This is a genomic window from Paenibacillus sp. Y280 (genome assembly GCF_056786335.1).
Window position 1 is genome coordinate 66,614 of record NZ_JBXCIW010000012.1, and the last position, 17,575, is coordinate 84,188.

The 17,575-nt window shown below is 47.0% G+C and carries 17 protein-coding genes and 2 pseudogenes; 2 read left to right on the forward strand and 17 right to left on the reverse strand.

Features of this window, described 5'->3' with window-relative positions:
• Positions 1-118: 118 nt before the first annotated feature.
• The gene (locus AC1TPC_RS16525; protein ID WP_482067921.1) at positions 119-853 is read left to right on the forward strand and encodes a GntR family transcriptional regulator; all 735 of its coding nucleotides are present in this window, start codon (positions 119-121) and stop codon (positions 851-853) included.
• Positions 854-892: 39 nt separating this feature from the next.
• Here the strand turns inward: AC1TPC_RS16525 and AC1TPC_RS16530 are convergent, their stop codons facing one another.
• From AC1TPC_RS16530 to AC1TPC_RS16605, 16 genes and pseudogenes are all read right to left on the reverse strand, one after another.
• Positions 893-1,990, reverse strand: a complete 1,098-nt coding sequence (locus AC1TPC_RS16530) for a polysaccharide deacetylase family protein (RefSeq protein WP_482067922.1) — start codon at positions 1,988-1,990, stop codon at positions 893-895.
• Positions 1,991-2,169: 179 nt separating this feature from the next.
• The gene (locus AC1TPC_RS16535; protein WP_482067923.1) at positions 2,170-3,147 is read right to left on the reverse strand and encodes a right-handed parallel beta-helix repeat-containing protein; all 978 of its coding nucleotides are present in this window, start codon (positions 3,145-3,147) and stop codon (positions 2,170-2,172) included.
• 301 nt (positions 3,148-3,448) lie between these two features.
• The gene (locus tag AC1TPC_RS16540; protein WP_482067924.1) at positions 3,449-4,285 is read right to left on the reverse strand and encodes an alkaline phosphatase family protein; all 837 of its coding nucleotides are present in this window, start codon (positions 4,283-4,285) and stop codon (positions 3,449-3,451) included.
• Entirely contained in the window at positions 4,282-5,325 is a 1,044-nt protein-coding gene (locus tag AC1TPC_RS16545; protein ID WP_482067925.1) for an ABC transporter ATP-binding protein, read from the reverse strand. Before AC1TPC_RS16545 ends, AC1TPC_RS16540 begins: the two co-directional genes overlap by 4 nt.
• The gene (locus AC1TPC_RS16550; protein ID WP_482067926.1) at positions 5,322-6,131 is read right to left on the reverse strand and encodes an ABC transporter permease; all 810 of its coding nucleotides are present in this window, start codon (positions 6,129-6,131) and stop codon (positions 5,322-5,324) included. The genes AC1TPC_RS16545 and AC1TPC_RS16550 overlap by 4 nt, the downstream gene beginning before the upstream one ends.
• Positions 6,131-7,051: an ABC transporter permease gene (locus AC1TPC_RS16555; protein WP_482067927.1), complete on the reverse strand. Its 921-nt coding sequence runs from the start codon at positions 7,049-7,051 to the stop codon at positions 6,131-6,133. The genes AC1TPC_RS16550 and AC1TPC_RS16555 overlap by 1 nt, the downstream gene beginning before the upstream one ends.
• A gap of 103 nt (positions 7,052-7,154) precedes the next feature.
• Positions 7,155-8,264: an ABC transporter substrate-binding protein gene (locus AC1TPC_RS16560; RefSeq protein ID WP_482067928.1), complete on the reverse strand. Its 1,110-nt coding sequence runs from the start codon at positions 8,262-8,264 to the stop codon at positions 7,155-7,157.
• A gap of 390 nt (positions 8,265-8,654) precedes the next feature.
• Positions 8,655-9,059 carry a GNAT family N-acetyltransferase gene (locus AC1TPC_RS16565; protein WP_482067929.1) on the reverse strand — a complete coding sequence of 135 codons (405 nt, stop codon included), beginning with the start codon at positions 9,057-9,059 and terminating at the stop codon, positions 8,655-8,657.
• An 85-nt stretch (positions 9,060-9,144) separates the two neighbouring features.
• Entirely contained in the window at positions 9,145-9,657 is a 513-nt protein-coding gene (locus tag AC1TPC_RS16570) for a DUF2798 domain-containing protein (RefSeq protein WP_482067930.1), read from the reverse strand.
• A 409-nt stretch (positions 9,658-10,066) separates the two neighbouring features.
• The gene (locus AC1TPC_RS16575) at positions 10,067-11,281 is read right to left on the reverse strand and encodes a chromate transporter (protein ID WP_482067931.1); all 1,215 of its coding nucleotides are present in this window, start codon (positions 11,279-11,281) and stop codon (positions 10,067-10,069) included.
• Positions 11,282-11,431, reverse strand: a complete 150-nt coding sequence (locus AC1TPC_RS16580) for a hypothetical protein (RefSeq protein ID WP_482067932.1) — start codon at positions 11,429-11,431, stop codon at positions 11,282-11,284.
• 168 nt (positions 11,432-11,599) lie between these two features.
• The gene (locus AC1TPC_RS16585; protein WP_482067933.1) at positions 11,600-13,096 is read right to left on the reverse strand and encodes an MDR family MFS transporter; all 1,497 of its coding nucleotides are present in this window, start codon (positions 13,094-13,096) and stop codon (positions 11,600-11,602) included.
• 29 nt (positions 13,097-13,125) lie between these two features.
• Positions 13,126-13,302 carry a hypothetical protein gene (locus AC1TPC_RS16590; protein ID WP_482067934.1) on the reverse strand — a complete coding sequence of 59 codons (177 nt, stop codon included), beginning with the start codon at positions 13,300-13,302 and terminating at the stop codon, positions 13,126-13,128.
• Positions 13,299-15,716, reverse strand: a complete 2,418-nt coding sequence (helD, locus tag AC1TPC_RS16595) for an RNA polymerase recycling motor HelD (protein WP_482067935.1) — start codon at positions 15,714-15,716, stop codon at positions 13,299-13,301. Before helD ends, AC1TPC_RS16590 begins: the two co-directional genes overlap by 4 nt.
• Positions 15,717-15,933: 217 nt before the next feature.
• Positions 15,934-16,165: pseudogene (locus tag AC1TPC_RS16600) on the reverse strand (helix-turn-helix domain-containing protein); the annotation flags it as partial.
• An 18-nt stretch (positions 16,166-16,183) separates the two neighbouring features.
• Positions 16,184-16,279: pseudogene (locus AC1TPC_RS16605) on the reverse strand (aldo/keto reductase); the annotation flags it as partial.
• A 300-nt stretch (positions 16,280-16,579) separates the two neighbouring features.
• Here AC1TPC_RS16605 and AC1TPC_RS16610 point away from each other — a divergent pair.
• A complete protein-coding gene (locus AC1TPC_RS16610) occupies positions 16,580-17,155 on the forward strand; it encodes a phytanoyl-CoA dioxygenase family protein (protein WP_482067936.1) in 576 nt (191 codons plus the stop codon).
• Between the two features lie 74 nt (positions 17,156-17,229).
• Here AC1TPC_RS16610 and AC1TPC_RS16615 read toward each other — a convergent pair whose 3' ends face one another.
• On the reverse strand, positions 17,230-17,523 hold the full coding sequence (locus AC1TPC_RS16615) for an RNA polymerase alpha subunit C-terminal domain-containing protein (RefSeq protein WP_482067937.1): 294 nt from the start codon (positions 17,521-17,523) through the stop codon (positions 17,230-17,232).
• Positions 17,524-17,575 lie beyond the last annotated feature (52 nt).

A 17,575-nucleotide genomic window follows, 5' to 3' on the forward strand; every position in this document is an offset into this window, starting at 1 on the left:
CTTTTGTAAATGAAAAACATTTGTTATTATCTTCAACCTCATACTGAACATGGTTATTGCATTTCAGAACAACTCACCCTACAATGGCAATAACTAGATTAAGCTGGGAGGGATTCGGATGTCTGAGCCAAAACATTCATCTCTATATGCACAAGTCAAGAGCAAGCTGTTGGAGGATATCCGTGCTGGCGTATATCAAACCGGCGACAAGCTGCCCACCGAGCCCGACCTCTGCAGCATGTATGGAGTCAGTCGAACGACCATTCGGTTAGCTATGCAGCAGTTGTACTTGGAAGGGCATATACGCAAAGTACAGGGCCGAGGCACGTTTGTCACAAATAATAAAATTACTCATCGCACGCTTGCTCCATTGCATAGCTTCGCGGATCATATGCAGGAGCTTGGAAAACGGTCAGCGAGCAAGGTGCTCGAGACCGGCGTTATTCCCGCAGAACCGCCCTTTGACCATTTGCTTCAAGTACCTGCCCAGTCCCCCATTACTAAAGTTAATCGCCTGCGTCTCGCCGATGATGAGCCGGTTGTCTATGAAATGTCTTACATTCCTTGGCATGTGGCTCCAGCCCTCACCAATGAAGATTGCACCGGCTCCTTGTTTAAGCTTCTGAAGGAGAAGTATGGCAAGCCAATCCTTCGTTCTGTGGAAACGATTGAGCCCATTATCGTTGAACCGGATATCGCCGCATTGCTGCAAATAAAAGCAGGCTCCCCCATTTTCCGTATGAAAACCGTCGCTTTCACCAAAAAGGACGCTCCCGTTGAATACAGTATTGGTTACATCCGCAGCGACGCTGCAAGCTTCGTTATTGATCGCAGCTATCCGACTGAAATGTAAGACAGAAGGGGCCGCCTATAAATTGGCTGCCCCTTTACTTTATTGATCTTCCAAAATCTCAGATTGCCAGCCTAGCTGCCTGCACATTTGGTTTATTCTACGAATATCATGCCTTGCCTCAATTCGTGTCAAGCCAAGTTTTGCCGCAGTCTCCGCAGCCCAGCGCAGCAAATAGACCAACGTATCAGCCTGCGCCTCCTTAGCCGCGAAATCGAGTAATACAAGCGTGTCTTTCATGACGCCTGCGCGAACATAACCCCAATAAGAACCGCTAAATTCCCACAAATGAAACAATTGACGATCCTCAATAATGCGAAACTCATGAAGAGAATTTTCCAGATGCTTAAGCCATTCACATTCGGATTTGAAATACAGCGTATATTGCCGAATATGCCAATCTATACTTTGGGCTGCCAGCTTTACAAGCTCCTCACGGTTTTTCAGCGGAACCCAATTTTCCGCGGGAAGATCCAGCTCAGCAGGAACCTCGACTGTAACTTTCCAAGACTTATGACCCGCTGCTAGTCCAAGAGAGTCTAGCAATTCAGGTACGCCTACGGCTTTCAGACCTCTTTGCTTTGCAATCCGAATTAACTCTCTTAAGGCCTCTGGAGAGTGCTTCGCAATATCATTGCTGTGCATAACGACAATCGCCCCGTTAACAAGGCCGGGCTCAACCTTTGCAACGATATTCTCAGCAGGTACGCCTGCCCAATCTCCGGAGTCGATTCCTTCAATATCCAGATATCCGTTCCACTCAGCCAGCCATTCTAGATTTTCCTCCCGGTACGAGCAATAAGGAAAACGCATAAAGGTTGGACACGGTAGACCTGTTGCATCCTGATAAGCCAGCTCAGTCAGCTTCAGCTCCTCTAGAAAGACAGACTTTGGCACCTGCGCCATCCGGCGATGATGATACGTATGGGGGGCAAGCACATGTCCTCGGGAAAGAATTTCTCTCGCCTTATTCGGGTACCTGTCGATCCATTCTCCGGTGAAGAAAAAGGTACCAATGGCATCTTCCTCCTCTAGAACATCTAGCCACAGTTCCAGTGGGAGCTGGGAAGGACCGTCATCAAAGGTAAATGCGCAGATTGCCTGGTTGGTATTTCCCTTCCAAACTGCTTCAGCCGTCATGTTGCCGCCTCACTTCTATCGTTTTATACCCTGTATTATAGACGAGGTTCTACCGCGATTCTAATATTGTCCTCTTCACATCTAATACAATCTTACTATTATTAAGGAAGGCGGCATGCAAAAAAAGGAAGGAGGCTTCGGCCTCCTTCCCCATTCCACACTTGCTTAATTGATAAATCTTATTTAACCGTAACACTTCCTTTATACATATTGCCAGCAGGCAAGCGCTTATTTCCTGAAGCCGTTGCCGAAGTTCCGCCGCTTGCATTGACCACATATGCGCTGCTGTTATCTAGATGGAACGTATTGTTTGTGATCTGAATATTGACGCCGTAGCCGTTAACGATCTTATGAATTTGAATGGCGTCAACGACTTTACTGTTATTGTTGCGGTAACCCGTGTTGTTGCGGATAATGACATTTTTACCCTTTACATCGATAAAGCTGTCATCCACATGCACATTGCTGATGCCAGTGCCATTAAACGTATTGTTTTCAATTAAGGTTCCTGTTGTTCCCTCTTTGATATCGATGCTCTCGCCTCTTACGTTCGGCCCGATTTTCACATTGCGGATCGTGTTGTTATTTGTAGCTTTATTGTATTTTCCCCAATCCTTTTCTGCCGTTCCAATATAGACGCCTTCCCCGTAGCCTGGCGCCGTTTTACCCGTATCATGAATATAGGAGTTTTGAATAGTTCCGTTTGAGCTGCCATCGCGGAAATGAACCCCTTCCGCTCCAATATCGTAGACTTCAACGCCATCGAGTATCGTATTGTTCGAATTGTCGAGTACGATTCCTTTTGCCGAATTTCTTATTTTAACATTTTTCACCGTCCAGTAATCCCCAGTGAGATGTAATTCATAATCGCTATTAATGCTCGGACCAGACAATATGGCAGGGTTTGTAGTACTTTGGCTTCTTAATACGATCCGATTGGATGCGGTTCCATTTGATTTGGCAGAAAAGATTCCTGTGTACGTTCCTGGTGCGAGTACAATTTCATGCCCCGGTTTGGCATTAGCCAAAGCAGTTTTCAGACCTGCAGCCGTACTCACATTAATCGTCGTAGCCGCTTGCACCGGAATGGAGTAGAGGGATAGCAGCACCCCTACCGAAGTAACAAACGTTAAAGCTTTACGAATTTTTTTGTTCATAACGAAACAGCTCCTCATAAAATTAGATTTTTTTGATACTTCCTTACAATAAAATTAAAGCGCTTAAACTTTAAAACGTGTAAAACACCTCCTACACTACCTTTTTTTATATTATAAATATAATTCCACCATTTCACTAGATGCTTAGGCACTATAATATACATCTATTTACAGTTTAGTGGACACTATATTCCTCGGATTTAGTCGGTTTTTTAGGTTTAGGTTGCTTAAAGAACAACAGAAAGAGGAAGGAGGCTGAGCCTCCTTCCTTTTTTCTGCAAACTGTACTTTCTTGGTGTGGCTATCCCTTGCTGCTTTGAACTTTCCAGTTGATCATCGCCTCAGATTGTTTCAGTCCAAGGTAGTGGCACATTAACGGAGCAAGCAGAAGCTGTGGTACAGTTTTGCTATTTTTTTTCATTGGCCATTGAGGAGGTTCACCGCAAATATAGAGCGGTACATGCCGCTCCTCGTCTTCCGTCCCGCCATGATAACCAGTCGCATTCATCCCATGATCGGCAGTCACGATAATTCGGTAGCCTTGCGATAGCCATAATGGAACCAAAGTTGCAAGCATGCCATCAATTGCACGAACCGCTGCTTCATATTGCTTGCTTTCCCCGCCGTATTTGTGTCCCACGTCATCTATATTCATCGTGTGGATGTATAAGAAATGAGGGTCATAGGTTGTACGCAAATATTCGGCGTCAACGAACAAATGACTGTCCGGATAGTGATCCTCGAAATAGAAAATACCATGTTGAATCGGCTTGCTCTCGTCATGCTGATGGCGATCTGCGATGATGTTGTATGGCGCTGAATTATACAGCTCGCTAACCCAGTGATAAGCTGCAGCAGCCGTTCTTAAACCTGCGTTGGATGCGAGATGGAACACGCTCTGCTCCTGGCTTAATCTCACAATATGATTAGCTGTGATGCCGTTTCTCGCAGCTGGCGTCCCCGTTAGCAATACTTCGTACAGCGGACGCGAAAGACTCGGAAGCTCAGATTGAACCTGATAACAATTGACCTGTCCTTGCTCAACAAGATGCTCCATGTAACCTAAATATTTTCGTGCGGAATCATATCTTAATCCATCAAGGACAACGACAATCAGCCTTTGTGAGGTATCGATCATGCTCCCTCCCTCTCCAGATGCAAGAGCTGGGAATGATCCAAGGCCAAGCTTACACGACTATTTTCCCCTAATCGCAGCGAACGGCCGTCGTTAAGCGCATCGATAGTCAGCCTTACACCTTCTGCATCTATCGCATATCGGATAATATTGCCGAGTATGGAGACCGAATAGATCGTCCCATCGACAATACGTTTACCCTCGCTTAGCGCTTCATTACGTGCTTCCTCACTCAAGAGAATAACCGATTCAGGCCGAATAGCGAAGCTTTCCGCTGAACTGTCCAACTGCTCAAACAGTCTTAATGCCTCAGGTTTGGTCAATACGTTGTAGCTTCCCATGAAACGAGCAACAAACTCCGTTTTTGGCGCGGAGTAGATCTCTTCCGGGGCTCCCTCTTGCACAATGCTGCCCTTATTCATGAGACATACCCGATCGGATAAAATTAACGCTTCTTCTTGATCATGCGTTACAAATATCGTTGTCATATTAAAACGTTTCTGAATATCGCGGATTTCAGTCCGCAAATTTTTACGGATTTTGGCATCCAACGCGCTCAGCGGCTCATCGAGCAGAAGTACCTTAGGCTGAACGGCAAGTGAACGAGCAAGCGCTACACGCTGCTGTTGGCCGCCCGAGAGATGCTGGGGGTAGGCATTGCGCTTATCTTCAAGATCAATAATAGCAAGCAATTCCTCCGACCGTTTTGTTCTTTCTGCTTTGGCGACCCCTCTCATTTTCATCCCGTATTGGATATTTTCACTGACGGTTAGATTGGGGAACAAGGCATAGGATTGAAAGACCATTCCGATTTCCCGGTTGCGAGGCGGAAGATTCACGATATTTTTTTTATCTAAAATAATTTGCCCGCCATCTATTTCCGTCAGGCCTGCAATACAGCGAAGCAGCGTGCTCTTCCCGCAGCCCGATGGCCCGAGCAGCGTCACGAGCTCTCCCTCGCGGATTTGCAAATCAACACTGTTCAACACATTTGTGCTGCCAAATTGCTTATGAATGCCCTGCAGTTCCAAATACGCGTTCATCCTTGAATCCCCTTATTCATTTTTTGGCCAAGCTTCATTAGGATCATAGATAGCACTAAAATAAATATGAAATAGGAAATCGCGATTGCACTGGCCATGTGTCCGCTTTCTCCGAGCCGTTGATAAAGGTAAACCTGTATCGTATGAATATGTCCGCCGACCAGCATATTGGTCAGGACAAACTCGCCGAATAGCACGGAAAAAGATAATAATATTGAGGTAATAACGCCCGGCCAGATGTTCGGCAGGATTACGTTAACGAACGCTTTTGTTCGACTAGCACCAAGCATTTCTGCTGAGTTAAGCAGATCAACCGCTGACACGGTAAGCAGGCTGTTGCGAATACCTTGATACATATAGGGAAGAATGACGACAAAGTAGGCCCCTATTAAAATATAAGCTGTTCCAGCAATATCAATTGGACCGGAGGAGTAAGCACGAATGAGTCCGACCGCTGCCACGACGCCAGGTACAGCGTATGGAAGAACAACGATCCCCTTCATAAACGTCTCCCACTTTGGCAAGTAAACCGTAATGATAAATACGGCAGGCAGCATAATGACCAAGCTAAGCGCTACGCTTATAGCACATAAATATAGAGAGGTCCACAGCGCATCCAGAAACCGAATATCTTGAAACATCTCGCTGAACCATTCCGTCGTCCAGCGTGTAGGAAGGATGGTCGTCTGCCATTCTTTGGCGAACGCATAGATGAGAGTACCTAGTAAGGGAAGCAGCAAATAAATCATGAGCGCCAGCATCAGCAGCCGATGCGTCAAGCCCGTCTTCTTCACGGTGTTCGCCATCACAGCTCCTCCTTCACAACGGTTGCCAATTGTCGCATTGATTGCCGGCGCTTACGGACTTTTACTGTGGATGAATTCGATTGAAACAATTGGGAACGCTGGACCATTTTATGATTAAGAAAAACGGCCAATAAGGTAGACAACGCTAGAATAACCGCAAGGGCATTGCCAAGCTGCGGCTCGTTCACTACATCACCTGTTACGAGGGAGCCAATCCTGATCGCAAGCAAATTATAATTTCCCCCGACCAAAGCATAAGCCGTTGAATAAGCGCCCATCGCGTTCGCGAAGAGAATGCCTAACGTTCCGAAGACGGCTGGCGTCAGAACTGGTATGCCGATTGTGGCCCAAAATTTCCAATTGCTCGCTCCGAGCAGAGATGCCGCCTCTTTCCATTGATCGCGAATCCCATAGAAGGAGGGATACAGCAGCAGCAAGGCAAGCGGAACCTGAAAGTAAACATAAACCAAAATAAGTCCTGTCCAGCTATACAAATCAAATTCGGTAAATACATCCCAGCCCCACTGCTTAAAAAGGAGCGTAAATACCCCATTGCTGCCCAGCAGGATAATATAAGCAAAGGCGAGCGGAACACCTGCAAAATTCGAGGTCATATTGGAGAGCATAAGTAGCCGATCACGCATCTTTGGCGAGAATCGCGTGATGGAGTAAGCGCAAATGAGTCCGATAACGATACCGACCACACTTGCGGATAAAGAAATGAGCAGGCTGTTCGTAATCGCCTTTAAATAGTACTCACTTTGAACAATTCTAGCGTAAAAGCTGAACGTAAAGCCCGAACCATCTTCCTGTTTTAAGCTCCCGGTCAGCATAGACATGATCGGAGCGAATTGAAACGCGACAATCATCACTACAAAAGGGACTAGTCCCAGAAATATCCACCGATTTCTACGCCTCATGCCTGCATACTCTCCTCCTAATAAATAAAAGGGGGCGTCTTCGACAAGAAGACGAAGACGCTCCATTATAGGCTATCCTGTTTAAGCTTGAAGCTTTCAGCAATTAGTTCATGTGTACAAGAACACGTTCCTGCCAAAGCTGCGGCAATTTTTTAGCCGTTTCTTCCCAAACCTTGAAATCGCCAACTGGCTTAACGTTAGCATACGCATCAGCAGGCAGCAGCTTTGCCGCTACGTCATCAGGAAGCTTAACGCTTTCGCGGATCGGTCTTGCATAACCCTTAGCCAAGTTGATCTGACCTGCATCGCTCAAAATATATTCGCGAGCCAGCTTCGCCGCATTTGGATGCGGAGCGTATTTGTTGATGATTGTGGCGTAACCACTCACAACGCTGCCTTCTTTAGGAATAGCTACATTGAATTGATCCTTACCCAACTGATCTCTATTGTTCAGGGCGTTAAAGTCCCATAGAAGCGTAACCTCAACTTCACCTTTTTCGATATTTGCCAGGCTTGCTTCCGCATTGGATAGGCGGCCATTCTTCGCAAGTTCCTCGAAATAAGCAATTCCCGGTTCAATATTGGACTCGTCTCCGCCAAAAGCAATCGCAGCAGCCAATACAGCCATTTGTGCTTGCGCGGCTTTCGTTACGTCGCCAACAATGATTTTGTAAGTGCCGTTTTTAAGATCTTCCCAGCTTTGGGGCGGCGTTTGGACAAGCTTTGTATTGGTTAGGAACGAAATCGAACCTTGGTATCCTACGATCCAATGCCCGTCTGTATCTTTAGCCCAATCGGGAATTTCATCCCAATAGGAAGTTTTATAAGCTTGCGTTACACCTTTATCTATCGCAACCGATCCGAATGCAATACCTACATCGCCGATATCCGCAGTCGGCTTGTCTTTCTCAGCCTCAAACTTGGCGATTTCCTCCGCGCTCGACATATCCGTATCTGTGTGCGATAGCGAGTACTTCGTTTGCAAATCAACCCAAGTGTCCTTCCAGTTCGCCCAAGTATCCGGCATTCCGACACTTACGACAGTGCCTTCTTCCTTCGCGTTTTTCTCCAGATCAGCTAGCGAGACTTCTTCAACTACAGCACTCTCATTAACTGCTTCTTCTTTGTTATTACCCCCACATGCAGCAAGCAATAGAACGAACACAGATAGAACAAGGCCTACAACTAACTCTTTCTTTAACCAAAGTTTCATAATCTCTCTTTCACTCCCATGTGGAATAATGTGGGTTGTTATGAATTCTTGTTGTTTTACCCTTTTAAAGTATAGATCGTCATTATTTTCTCTAGGTTATCTAAAATAAGCATATTTGTTAAAACAATGTATGAATGTGGTAAATTTTCGCGTTCGCGATTCAAAAACTCAGGGGAAGCTTCATCTATACGCTATTAGCAGGGCATGTTTTGGGCAAAATAAAAAAGAGCATCTATCAGGGTGCTCTCTCAATGTTTAGTTCAATCTATATACGATTTCATAAGCTAGATTGCTCACATGCCTGCATTTATTTTATCCATGATTTTGGCTGCTGCTTCTTCGGAATTTTATTCGAAACAATTGGGATGGTTTTTAAGCTCTAGTTATCCGCTAGTTAGGTCTTCTATTCATAAAACGTTCAGCATTTCTCATAAATCCATACTTTTCGTAGAGTCCATGACCATCTAACGTACCGAGCAAGCCCATCATTCCTTCATATTCTTTTGTTATTACTTCTATCAATTTCTTCCCTAAACCCGAACCCCTATATTCTTCATCAATGAAAACATCACATAAATAATAAATCGTTGTCCAGTCCGTGACTACACGGGCAAAACCGACCTGCTTATCTTCATGATATATTCCATAGCAAACCGAGTTGTTTATGGCTTTTTCTGTTATTTCAGCTGGTCTTTTATTCGCCCAGTAGCTCCTGGACAAGAAACCACAAATCGTTTCGATTTTAAGCTTTGATTTATCATCGCTTATTAAAAAACCTTTATACATTAATTCCATACTAACACCCCGACTTCCCAACGAAATATTTTATATTTAAATTTCTTCGAAGGCATATGGAAGTCCTCCTTATAATCGTGCTTACTCATCTAATCTGCCCGGATGTCTTTTGTATTTTAGTTCCCGAAACGCCTTTATCTTTAACGAATTTAACAAATAAATACCGAACAATCGGGCCCACAACGATGAGCTGAAGAGGAAAAGCAAAAATAAAATTTCTTAACACTAAAGAAAAGTAACTGGCAAGCAAGGATTCTCCAATCAGACTGTCGGAAAAGTAAGCACTCCCCAATCCATAAAGAGACATACAAAGTACCATTCCACTCACCATAAAAAAGGCAAGGGATAGAATTACAAATACCTTCTTAGACTTGTCATATGGTAATGAAAAAGCGATTTTTTTGGCCACTGGGCCGACAATAAATAATTCCAGTACGAACGCAATAATAAAGACTAGAACAAGTTGAGTAAGTATTTCTTTCAAGGATACCGTACCAATCAAGCCGTGTGTAAATAAATTATAAAAAGTCATGAATACAACCATCCCACAGCACATCATTAGCCCAAAATAAAAATCTTCTTTCTTAGTTGTTGGCATTTTCCATCATCCTTTCTAATTACCCCTGCTATTATAGCGATAATGGAAACCTCCACATAAGTGAACATTCTGTGGACATTTTTATAAAAACCGCATCCCTATGAGAATGCGGTTGGTCTGCTAGCAGCTTTAGTTGACCACTGCTTTGCGGACGGATTCATTGAGCTCATATGAATCGTTCACCTGATGTCCCCCTTTCATTAGTAATACAATTGAGGAGCCCGTTATTTTTCACGCTGCAAAAAATAAGTTTGGGACAATTGCTTAAAAAGGGGAGCACAGCGATTCTTTTCAGTATGTCCGTCTGCTAGAAACGGTATCAGTCCGATTTCACTTCTCTAAAGCTTTAGTCCGTACAAAATAAAAAACGGATAATGAACAGTTGCCCGTTCCATTACCCGTTCTTTTGCTACAAGAGCCCCATCAACATTCCCCCTGCAGCACCTGTCAGCACTATTATCCATGGGGGGAGCTTCCAAAAAACCAGCATTACAAACAAAACGCTTGCTAGTACAAAATCCATTGGATCCAAGATCGCGGTAGTCCATAGCGGATCGTATAAAGCAGCTAATAAAATACCAACCACAGCGGCATTAATTCCCACTAATGCTCCTTGTACTTTCGGACTGTTCCTTAGTCCATTCCAAAACGGGAGCGTACCGACAACAAGAAGAAATGCTGGCAAAAATATGGCTACCGTCGCAACGACCGTTCCTGATATGCCTCCAGCCATCGCCCCAAGGTAGGCTGCGAATGTGAACATTGGACCTGGGACAGCCTGCGTGGCCCCGTACCCTGCCAAAAAATCCTCCTGGCTAACCCAACCCGTAGGAACGACTTCACGCTCTAAAAGCGGAAGCACGACATGACCTCCACCGAACACCAAAGAGCCAGAGCGGTAGAAGCTGTCAAACATCGCCAGCCAGCCGTTTTCAACCGATTGTCTAAGAAGCGGAAGTGCAACTAGGAGACCAAAAAATAAAACTAGACATATGACGGCAATAACTCGACTGATTGCAATTTGAAGCTCAGGAGTCCCCTCCGCTGCTTTCTTCCGATATAGCATCAACCCTATAACACCTGCAGCAATAATGATAAACACTTGGCTGTAGACGGTTTGCCATAACAATGTAATCGCTGCAGCGATTACAGCTATTGTGACTCTGTCTCGATCCGGTGTAAGCTTCTGCCCCATTCCTAAAATAGCATGGGCTACAATCGCAACAGCTACAATCTTTAGTCCGTGAATCCAACCTGCACTGCCAATATCGTAGCCTTGAATCAGGAAAGCAAACGCTACTAATGCGATGACTGAGGGCAGTGTAAAGCCTAACCATGCTATTATCCCCCCCAGCAGTCCTGCCCTTACAATACCGATACCGATTCCAATCTGGCTGCTGGCCGGTCCCGGGAGAAATTGACAAAGTGCAACTAAATCGGCGTAACTTCGTTCATCCATCCATTTTCGACGGCGTATGTACTCGTTATGGAAATAACCAAGATGTGCGATCGGTCCCCCAAATGAGGTGAGCCCCAGTTTTGTGGATACACGTAACACTTCTAGAAGATCTACAACTTTCCCCTTTTTCACATCTCTTTGTGCCTCTTTTTGATTAGGATCCATTTAGACTGATTGCTCCTTTTCCTTCTTCACATTCTGAAACAGGTTTCTAAGCGCTCCAAGATCCAAATAAAGCATCACCGCTGGCATGGTGTAGGATATGAATTTGAATATGATATCGAAAGTTGATTTTATTCTATCTTTATCTTTCATTCTCATTCAATCCTATTTACAAAAAATAAACAAATGCATTCATAATAATCTTCAAATGGGAAAAGTCCCGAAACACAAAAACACCCTTCCAACTTCCAATTGGGAAGTGAAAGGGCTGAAGAGCTTACTTTCTAGTTATCTGGTATTTCGTCAACCAAACGGAGACGCCTAGTGACCCAGCATCGTCGCCGGGTCCGGATTGTCCCCGCTGGCGGTTACATCTTCTTTCTGCTGCTTCGGTTTGCGCAGAAGGAGCGTCAGTGCGACGCCCGCAGTCGTGAGGCAGGCGGACAAGAAGAACGTGTCGCCGTAACCCGCGACGACTGCGTTCAGCGGATTTGCGTCCGCTCCCGCGCCTGCGGCGTGGGAAGTGATTTGCGTCGTCAGATAACCCGTCAGGCCCGCAACCGCGAACGAGACGACGACTTGCTGAGCTGCTGTTGTCAGCGGTGTAACGCGGCTCACCAGACGGCGAGGCGCAGAGTTCAGGACATGCGTGTTGAGCGGCATCATGGAGAAGCCCATGCCAAGACCCATGATGCTGATGCACAGGATGACAACCCACAGCGAGGTATCCACCGATATGCCTGATAAGATGAACAGGGAAATGGATACGACGGCAAGACCGGCGAAGGCGAGCGGACGCGCGCCGATCTTGTCGAACAACCGGCCGCTGATCGGCATGCCGATTGCCGCGCATAGCGCATAAGGCATCAGGATCCAACCCGTTTCAAGCGCGGTGTAGTGCATGACGCTTTGCAGGTACAGCGGCACGATCAGCATTGCGCCGAACAGCGCGAGCTGTACGATCCACGTCAAGATGATGCTGCGTGTAAAGTCGGACGACTTGAACACTTTCAGCTCCAGCAGCGGCTGCTTCTGTGACAGTTCCACGAAGATGAAGAGGATGAGTGCAATGCCGCCGACGGTCAAGCCCGTGATCGTCGAAGCACTGGACCAGCTGGTACCGCCTTCGCTTACACCGTACGCCAGCATGGAGAAGGCGATCGGCGCGAGGCACATGCCGATGACGTCCAGATGCGGCGCCGCATGGCGATCGGATTTCGGCAAATATTTATATCCGAGAATGAAGGCGATAATGCCGATCGGCAGATTGATGATGAAAATCCAGTGCCAGCTGACAGAATCGACCAGCCAGCCGGATAGCACCGGACCGAATGCCGGCGCCATCAGCATTGGGATGCCGAGTACCCCCATGATGGATCCGAGGCGCCCTGGTGGCGCGAGCTTGAACACCATGGCCATCCCGATCGGACCCACCATGCCGCCGCCCAAGCCTTGAATGATGCGGTAAATGATCAGCTGTTCCGGCGTTTGCGCGATGCCGCACAGCACGGAGCCGATTGTGAACAGGACGATTGTAATCATGAAAATTTGCTTGGAGCCGAATTTATCGGTCATCCAGCCTGCAAGCGGGATAACGGCGGATAAGGCCAGCGTATAGCCCGTAACGGTCCATTGGATCGTCTTCAGATCGGTGTCGAAGTATTCAACAAGTTTCGGAATGGCATTATTGACGACGGTGCTGTCCAGAATAACCATGATCATGGCGACAATAATCGCCATGAGCTGCGGCAGAATGGCTTTTAGCGAGAAGTCGTCACCGCCGACTGGAATCGGTTTTGTTTGCATAGGGGCTGACATATGTCCCTGCTTTCTGCTCATCGAGCGTTTTATGGATAAAAATAATGGTCTTGGAACAAATTGATCTGGTCGCAGGTGGACACAGGCACGCAGAAAAAGGAGTCGTCGCGGGATTCTTGCTTACAGCCGCCCTTGATGACGGCTCCGAAGATTTGCTGAATCATGAGCAGCAGCTGATCACGGCCGACGTCATCCCGATCCGTCAATTTGGCGCTTTCTCGTACAAATTCGCAGGCAATGCCTGCACGAACGGCGACCAATCGCCTGTCGTGTAAAGATGAAGCCGGTGCATGGCCCGCGTACACGCCGTATAAAGAAGCTTGCGTTCGTTGTCCCGGCCGTAAGCTTCGAGCGAAGCGTCATAGACCAGGACTGCATCGAACTCGACACCCTTGGCGAGATAGACAGGAATGACCATCACTCCTTTTTCAAAACCCAGCGTCTCCTTCGTAATGAGCTGCAGAGCTTCACCTCCATGAATCCGTAACGATTCATGGACCTCACGGCTTTCGGCTGCGGTCTTCGTAATGACGGCGATGGAATCGAAGCCCTCGGCCATGAGCGCCGCGATGTCTGCCAGAATCTGCGCATCACGCTTCTCCCTGCTGTCCTGTCTCTTCAGAATGGGCTTTTGGCCTCCCCTTTCAAACGGTACAATTTCTTCTCCGCCTGGAAGCATCGATTTCGTAAATGCAACAATCTCCCTGGTTGAACGATAACTGCGTACCAGGCAGACAAGGCTTGTTTCGGCTTCGCCGAAAAGGCGGAGCAGCGGCGAATCGGATGCGTCCAAACTTGTAGCCTGCATGAAGATCGCTTGCCCGAAATCGCCGAGCACCGTCATCCGGGCACGGGGAAACAGCTTTTTTAGATATTCATATTGAAACGACGAATAATCCTGACCCTCATCAACGAAGACATACCGGATTTCCGTGTTCGTCCGGACGCCTTCAATCAGTTCTTTTACATACAAATACGGAGTTGCATCCTCGTGGAACAACTCGTTCCGGAGCAGCGTTTCCTTGGTTTGCCTGCATATTTCAGGCCACTGCGGGGGGATGACAGCCCCATTCGTTTTCTCCCGATAAGCAGCTTCATCGACAAACAATTGGCCATATATGCCTATGACATCTACAAACGAGAGTTTCTTCACACTTTTCCTTAGCGGTTTAAAGCTTTCCTTCACGATCCTTCGGCGGAGCAGATCTTCCTCCCTCCGGGAGAAGTTAAAGTCGCCTTCATCTTCCCGGCGCTTGTTGTTCATTTTCTCGCGAACGGTGGCGAATTGTTCCGCAACGTCGAATACTTCCCTCTCTTTATGCAGCATTCCGAAGACTTCCGCATACTGCTCGGTGTCGAGATAATTCAACTCTTCCTCTACCCAAGGCGCTTTCCGTTCCATGCGTTCCAGCGAAGCCAGTTCATTGAGCAGCCATTCCTGCAACAGAACGACACGATTGAGCAAAGTCAGGGAACGGTCATAACCGTAAAATTTCGCTCTCATTCGCTCCGCGGTAATCAAATCGCGGTCCCGAATACGAATACCGTTGAATCGCATGCCTTCCCGCCCCAACCACATTCCATAGTTCTGCAGGGCTTGCAGGAAAGCCTCGGAAGCTTTATACTCGATCCCCTGAAGACGAGCCTCATACCCCGGCGCTCCTTGTGCGGTCAGTACATATTCGATCTGATCAAAGGGATCCTCCGACCTTAACGAAGAACCTAGCCAATAGTCGAGATATTCTTGAAAAGTCGTCTGCTGTATATTCTCTTCACCGAGCTCCGGAAGGACGGTGGAGATATAACTGTTAAACATCGGATTCGGTGAAAAAAGAACGATCTGATCCGCCCTGATCGTCTGGCGGTGTTTGTACAGCAAGTATGCCACCCTCTGCAATGCCGCGGAAGTCTTACCACTGCCGGCTGCCCCTTGTACGATAAGCATCCGACTTTTGTCATTGCGAATGATGGCGTTTTGTTCCTTCTGGATGGTTGCCACAATACTCTTCATTTGCGAGTCCGCACCTTTGCCGAGCACTTGCTGCAGCAATTCGTCTCCGATCGTTTCGTTCGCATCAAACATGTTGCGGATTTGCCCGTTTTGAATCTGAAACTGCCGTTTGAGCTCCATCGTCCCTTCGATTCGTCCGGCCGGCGTGACATATGACGCCAGGCCGGGGGAGTAGTCGTAGTACAGGCTGGCGATTGGCGTACGCCAGTCATAGATCAGAAAGCTCAATCCTTCTTCGTCGACGAAGGAAGATACGCCGATATAGATCTGCTCGCTGAGGTCCAGGCCATCCTCATGAAAGTCGATGCGTCCGAAATAAGGAGACGGGAGCAGACGGTTCATGCCACTCCATTGCTGCGTCAACAGCTTGTGGCCGCGCTCCCGTTCGGCTAATACCGCGGACTGCTGGTTAATCGTGTAGAAGGTCTCTTCGAAATCTTCGTACGTGCTTGTGTTGATCGTAACTTCTTCCCAAAACCGCTTGCGGATGTCCGTAGCCTGATCGTGCAGTCCGGCAACCTCCGGCTCCAGTTCAGCGATTCTTGCCTGCAGCTTGTTCCTGACCCGTTCCAGCCGCTCCTGTTCCTGCCGCCAACCCTTCGCTTCCATCTCCCTGAACACACTCCTTTTTCCTTTTTCTGGGACAAAAAAGAGCATTGACAAATTAAAGTTCCGGATGTACAATTAAAGTAGGAATAAAACTGAATACGCTCCTTATAATAATTTGTCAGTAACGCTATTGATTATATCATAGCGTTATTTTGCGTTCAATTTATTTTTTTGTTGCCCTCCGGCAGAGCTTAACACTGACCGGATTGTGAACAGTTTAAACAAACCACTGCGGAGTATGCTGCCAGGAGATGACCCTTGAATTCATCAGGGTCATCTTTTTTATATCTCCCTTATCTGGTTTCGGTTGCGAGGGGCTTTCATAGCCTACTCGGAATGCCACATCAGTGGCATCTGCTGACTCGGTTAACAGCAGGCGACGGGCTTCCTGAAGTCTCAGTTGTTTTTTGGAACTGAATAGGACTCTTGGCCGTTACTTCTCTAAAATAACACACCCTTTCAACCAGCAAATCGAAGATAATTCTTTCTTTTCGAACCGACTTTGGAATTACAACGACTTCTCTATGTGTTAGCCAACTTAAAACTACCTGGGCAACGGATTTAACACCAGATATGACATAAAAAAATTGCCAGTCAGGGATGAACCGAGGTCCCCACTGCACGTTCGGATTGGCTGCGTCGCGGCTGGCGAAATTCACCGTCGGGCTGCAGTCAAACAGCGACCCCAGATGCATACAGATCAGCCCTCCTGTAAATTGAAATCTTGAAAAAACGTAAATCTCTTCGTTATTTGTCTAAATACGACTCATTGCACCTAATGTATATTTAAAGCGCATACAAAATCAACTTCATTTTAGTGGGGGTGCGTTGGGACATGTTAACGAAAGCGCAAGTGAATCAGTTTGAGCAGGACGGTTTTCGAAATCGCCCAGCTATCCGGCACCGACACCGTTCGAATCTGGCATGACCAGGTCCAATATAAGCCCCCGGTATCCGGCGGACCGACCGGCTGGCACCAGGATCATCCTCTGTGGCCAATCATACAACCAGCCGATCTCGTCAGTGCATGGGTGGCGCTGGACGATGCCATAATCGAAAACGGCTGTATGTGGATGGTTCCCGGCAGCCACAAATGGGGCAACCATCAGAAATATTTGGCCAGCGACAAAAACTTCATGCCGTTCCATAAGCAGCCCGAGTTGCTGCCGGTAGGCACCGATGTGAAGGCTGTGCCATTCGAGATCAAGAAGGGTCAAGTCGGCTACCACCACTGCATGACTTGGCACGGCAGCCCGCATAACCGTTCCGAATTGCATCGTCGGGCAATTGCGGTCCACTACATGCCTGGCCATACCCGATACGAACCGTCCGAGAACCATCCGATGCATGATTATGTGAACGTGAAGGCCGGTGATATTCTTCAGGGCGATCATTTCCCAGTCGTGTACACGACGAATCCAGCGATCGAGATCTCTTAATTGCAAGCACCGAGTATACCTAGATCCTGCGGCATGAATTGAAGGTAGAATTACTGGCATCCAATGGTCATCATTTAGTTTTTGAATGATAATCCATTTTCCTTTAAAGTCGTCCTAAGTATAGGTAAAGATTTGGGCCCCATACCGTGAATTTGCAAGATCTCTTTTTCACTATATTTTGAGAGCTCTTGCAAAGAAGTTATTCCTTTGTGTTCCAATGCGCGTCTTGCCGGCGACGAAAGAAGGGAAAGAAATCCGTTGTCAGGTTTGCGTTCTTGCTCACAAGTCGGGCAGGAAGGACAATCGCTGCTTTTATAAAATTGGTGTCCATGTTCGCAAGTTTTTAAAGTTTTATTTGAAGCTGCCATTTTTATTTCTCCTTTTCTTAAGCCCTTCTACAAGAGGGAGTTGTTTTCATTT

Coding starts and splice junctions, on each gene's coding strand:
- AC1TPC_RS16525 (WP_482067921.1), top strand. CDS start 119: ATGTCTGAGCCAAAACATTCATCTCTATATGCACAAGTCAAGAGCAAG.
- AC1TPC_RS16530 (WP_482067922.1), bottom strand. CDS start 1,990: ATGACGGCTGAAGCAGTTTGGAAGGGAAATACCAACCAGGCAATCTGC.
- AC1TPC_RS16535 (WP_482067923.1), bottom strand. CDS start 3,147: ATGAACAAAAAAATTCGTAAAGCTTTAACGTTTGTTACTTCGGTAGGG.
- AC1TPC_RS16540 (WP_482067924.1), bottom strand. CDS start 4,285: ATGATCGATACCTCACAAAGGCTGATTGTCGTTGTCCTTGATGGATTA.
- AC1TPC_RS16545 (WP_482067925.1), bottom strand. CDS start 5,325: ATGAACGCGTATTTGGAACTGCAGGGCATTCATAAGCAATTTGGCAGC.
- AC1TPC_RS16550 (WP_482067926.1), bottom strand. CDS start 6,131: ATGGCGAACACCGTGAAGAAGACGGGCTTGACGCATCGGCTGCTGATG.
- AC1TPC_RS16555 (WP_482067927.1), bottom strand. CDS start 7,051: ATGAGGCGTAGAAATCGGTGGATATTTCTGGGACTAGTCCCTTTTGTA.
- AC1TPC_RS16560 (WP_482067928.1), bottom strand. CDS start 8,264: ATGAAACTTTGGTTAAAGAAAGAGTTAGTTGTAGGCCTTGTTCTATCT.
- AC1TPC_RS16565 (WP_482067929.1), bottom strand. CDS start 9,059: ATGGAATTAATGTATAAAGGTTTTTTAATAAGCGATGATAAATCAAAG.
- AC1TPC_RS16570 (WP_482067930.1), bottom strand. CDS start 9,657: ATGCCAACAACTAAGAAAGAAGATTTTTATTTTGGGCTAATGATGTGC.
- AC1TPC_RS16575 (WP_482067931.1), bottom strand. CDS start 11,281: ATGGATCCTAATCAAAAAGAGGCACAAAGAGATGTGAAAAAGGGGAAA.
- AC1TPC_RS16580 (WP_482067932.1), bottom strand. CDS start 11,431: ATGAAAGATAAAGATAGAATAAAATCAACTTTCGATATCATATTCAAA.
- AC1TPC_RS16585 (WP_482067933.1), bottom strand. CDS start 13,096: ATGTCAGCCCCTATGCAAACAAAACCGATTCCAGTCGGCGGTGACGAC.
- helD (WP_482067935.1), bottom strand. CDS start 15,716: ATGGAAGCGAAGGGTTGGCGGCAGGAACAGGAGCGGCTGGAACGGGTC.
- AC1TPC_RS16615 (WP_482067937.1), bottom strand. CDS start 17,523: ATGGCAGCTTCAAATAAAACTTTAAAAACTTGCGAACATGGACACCAA.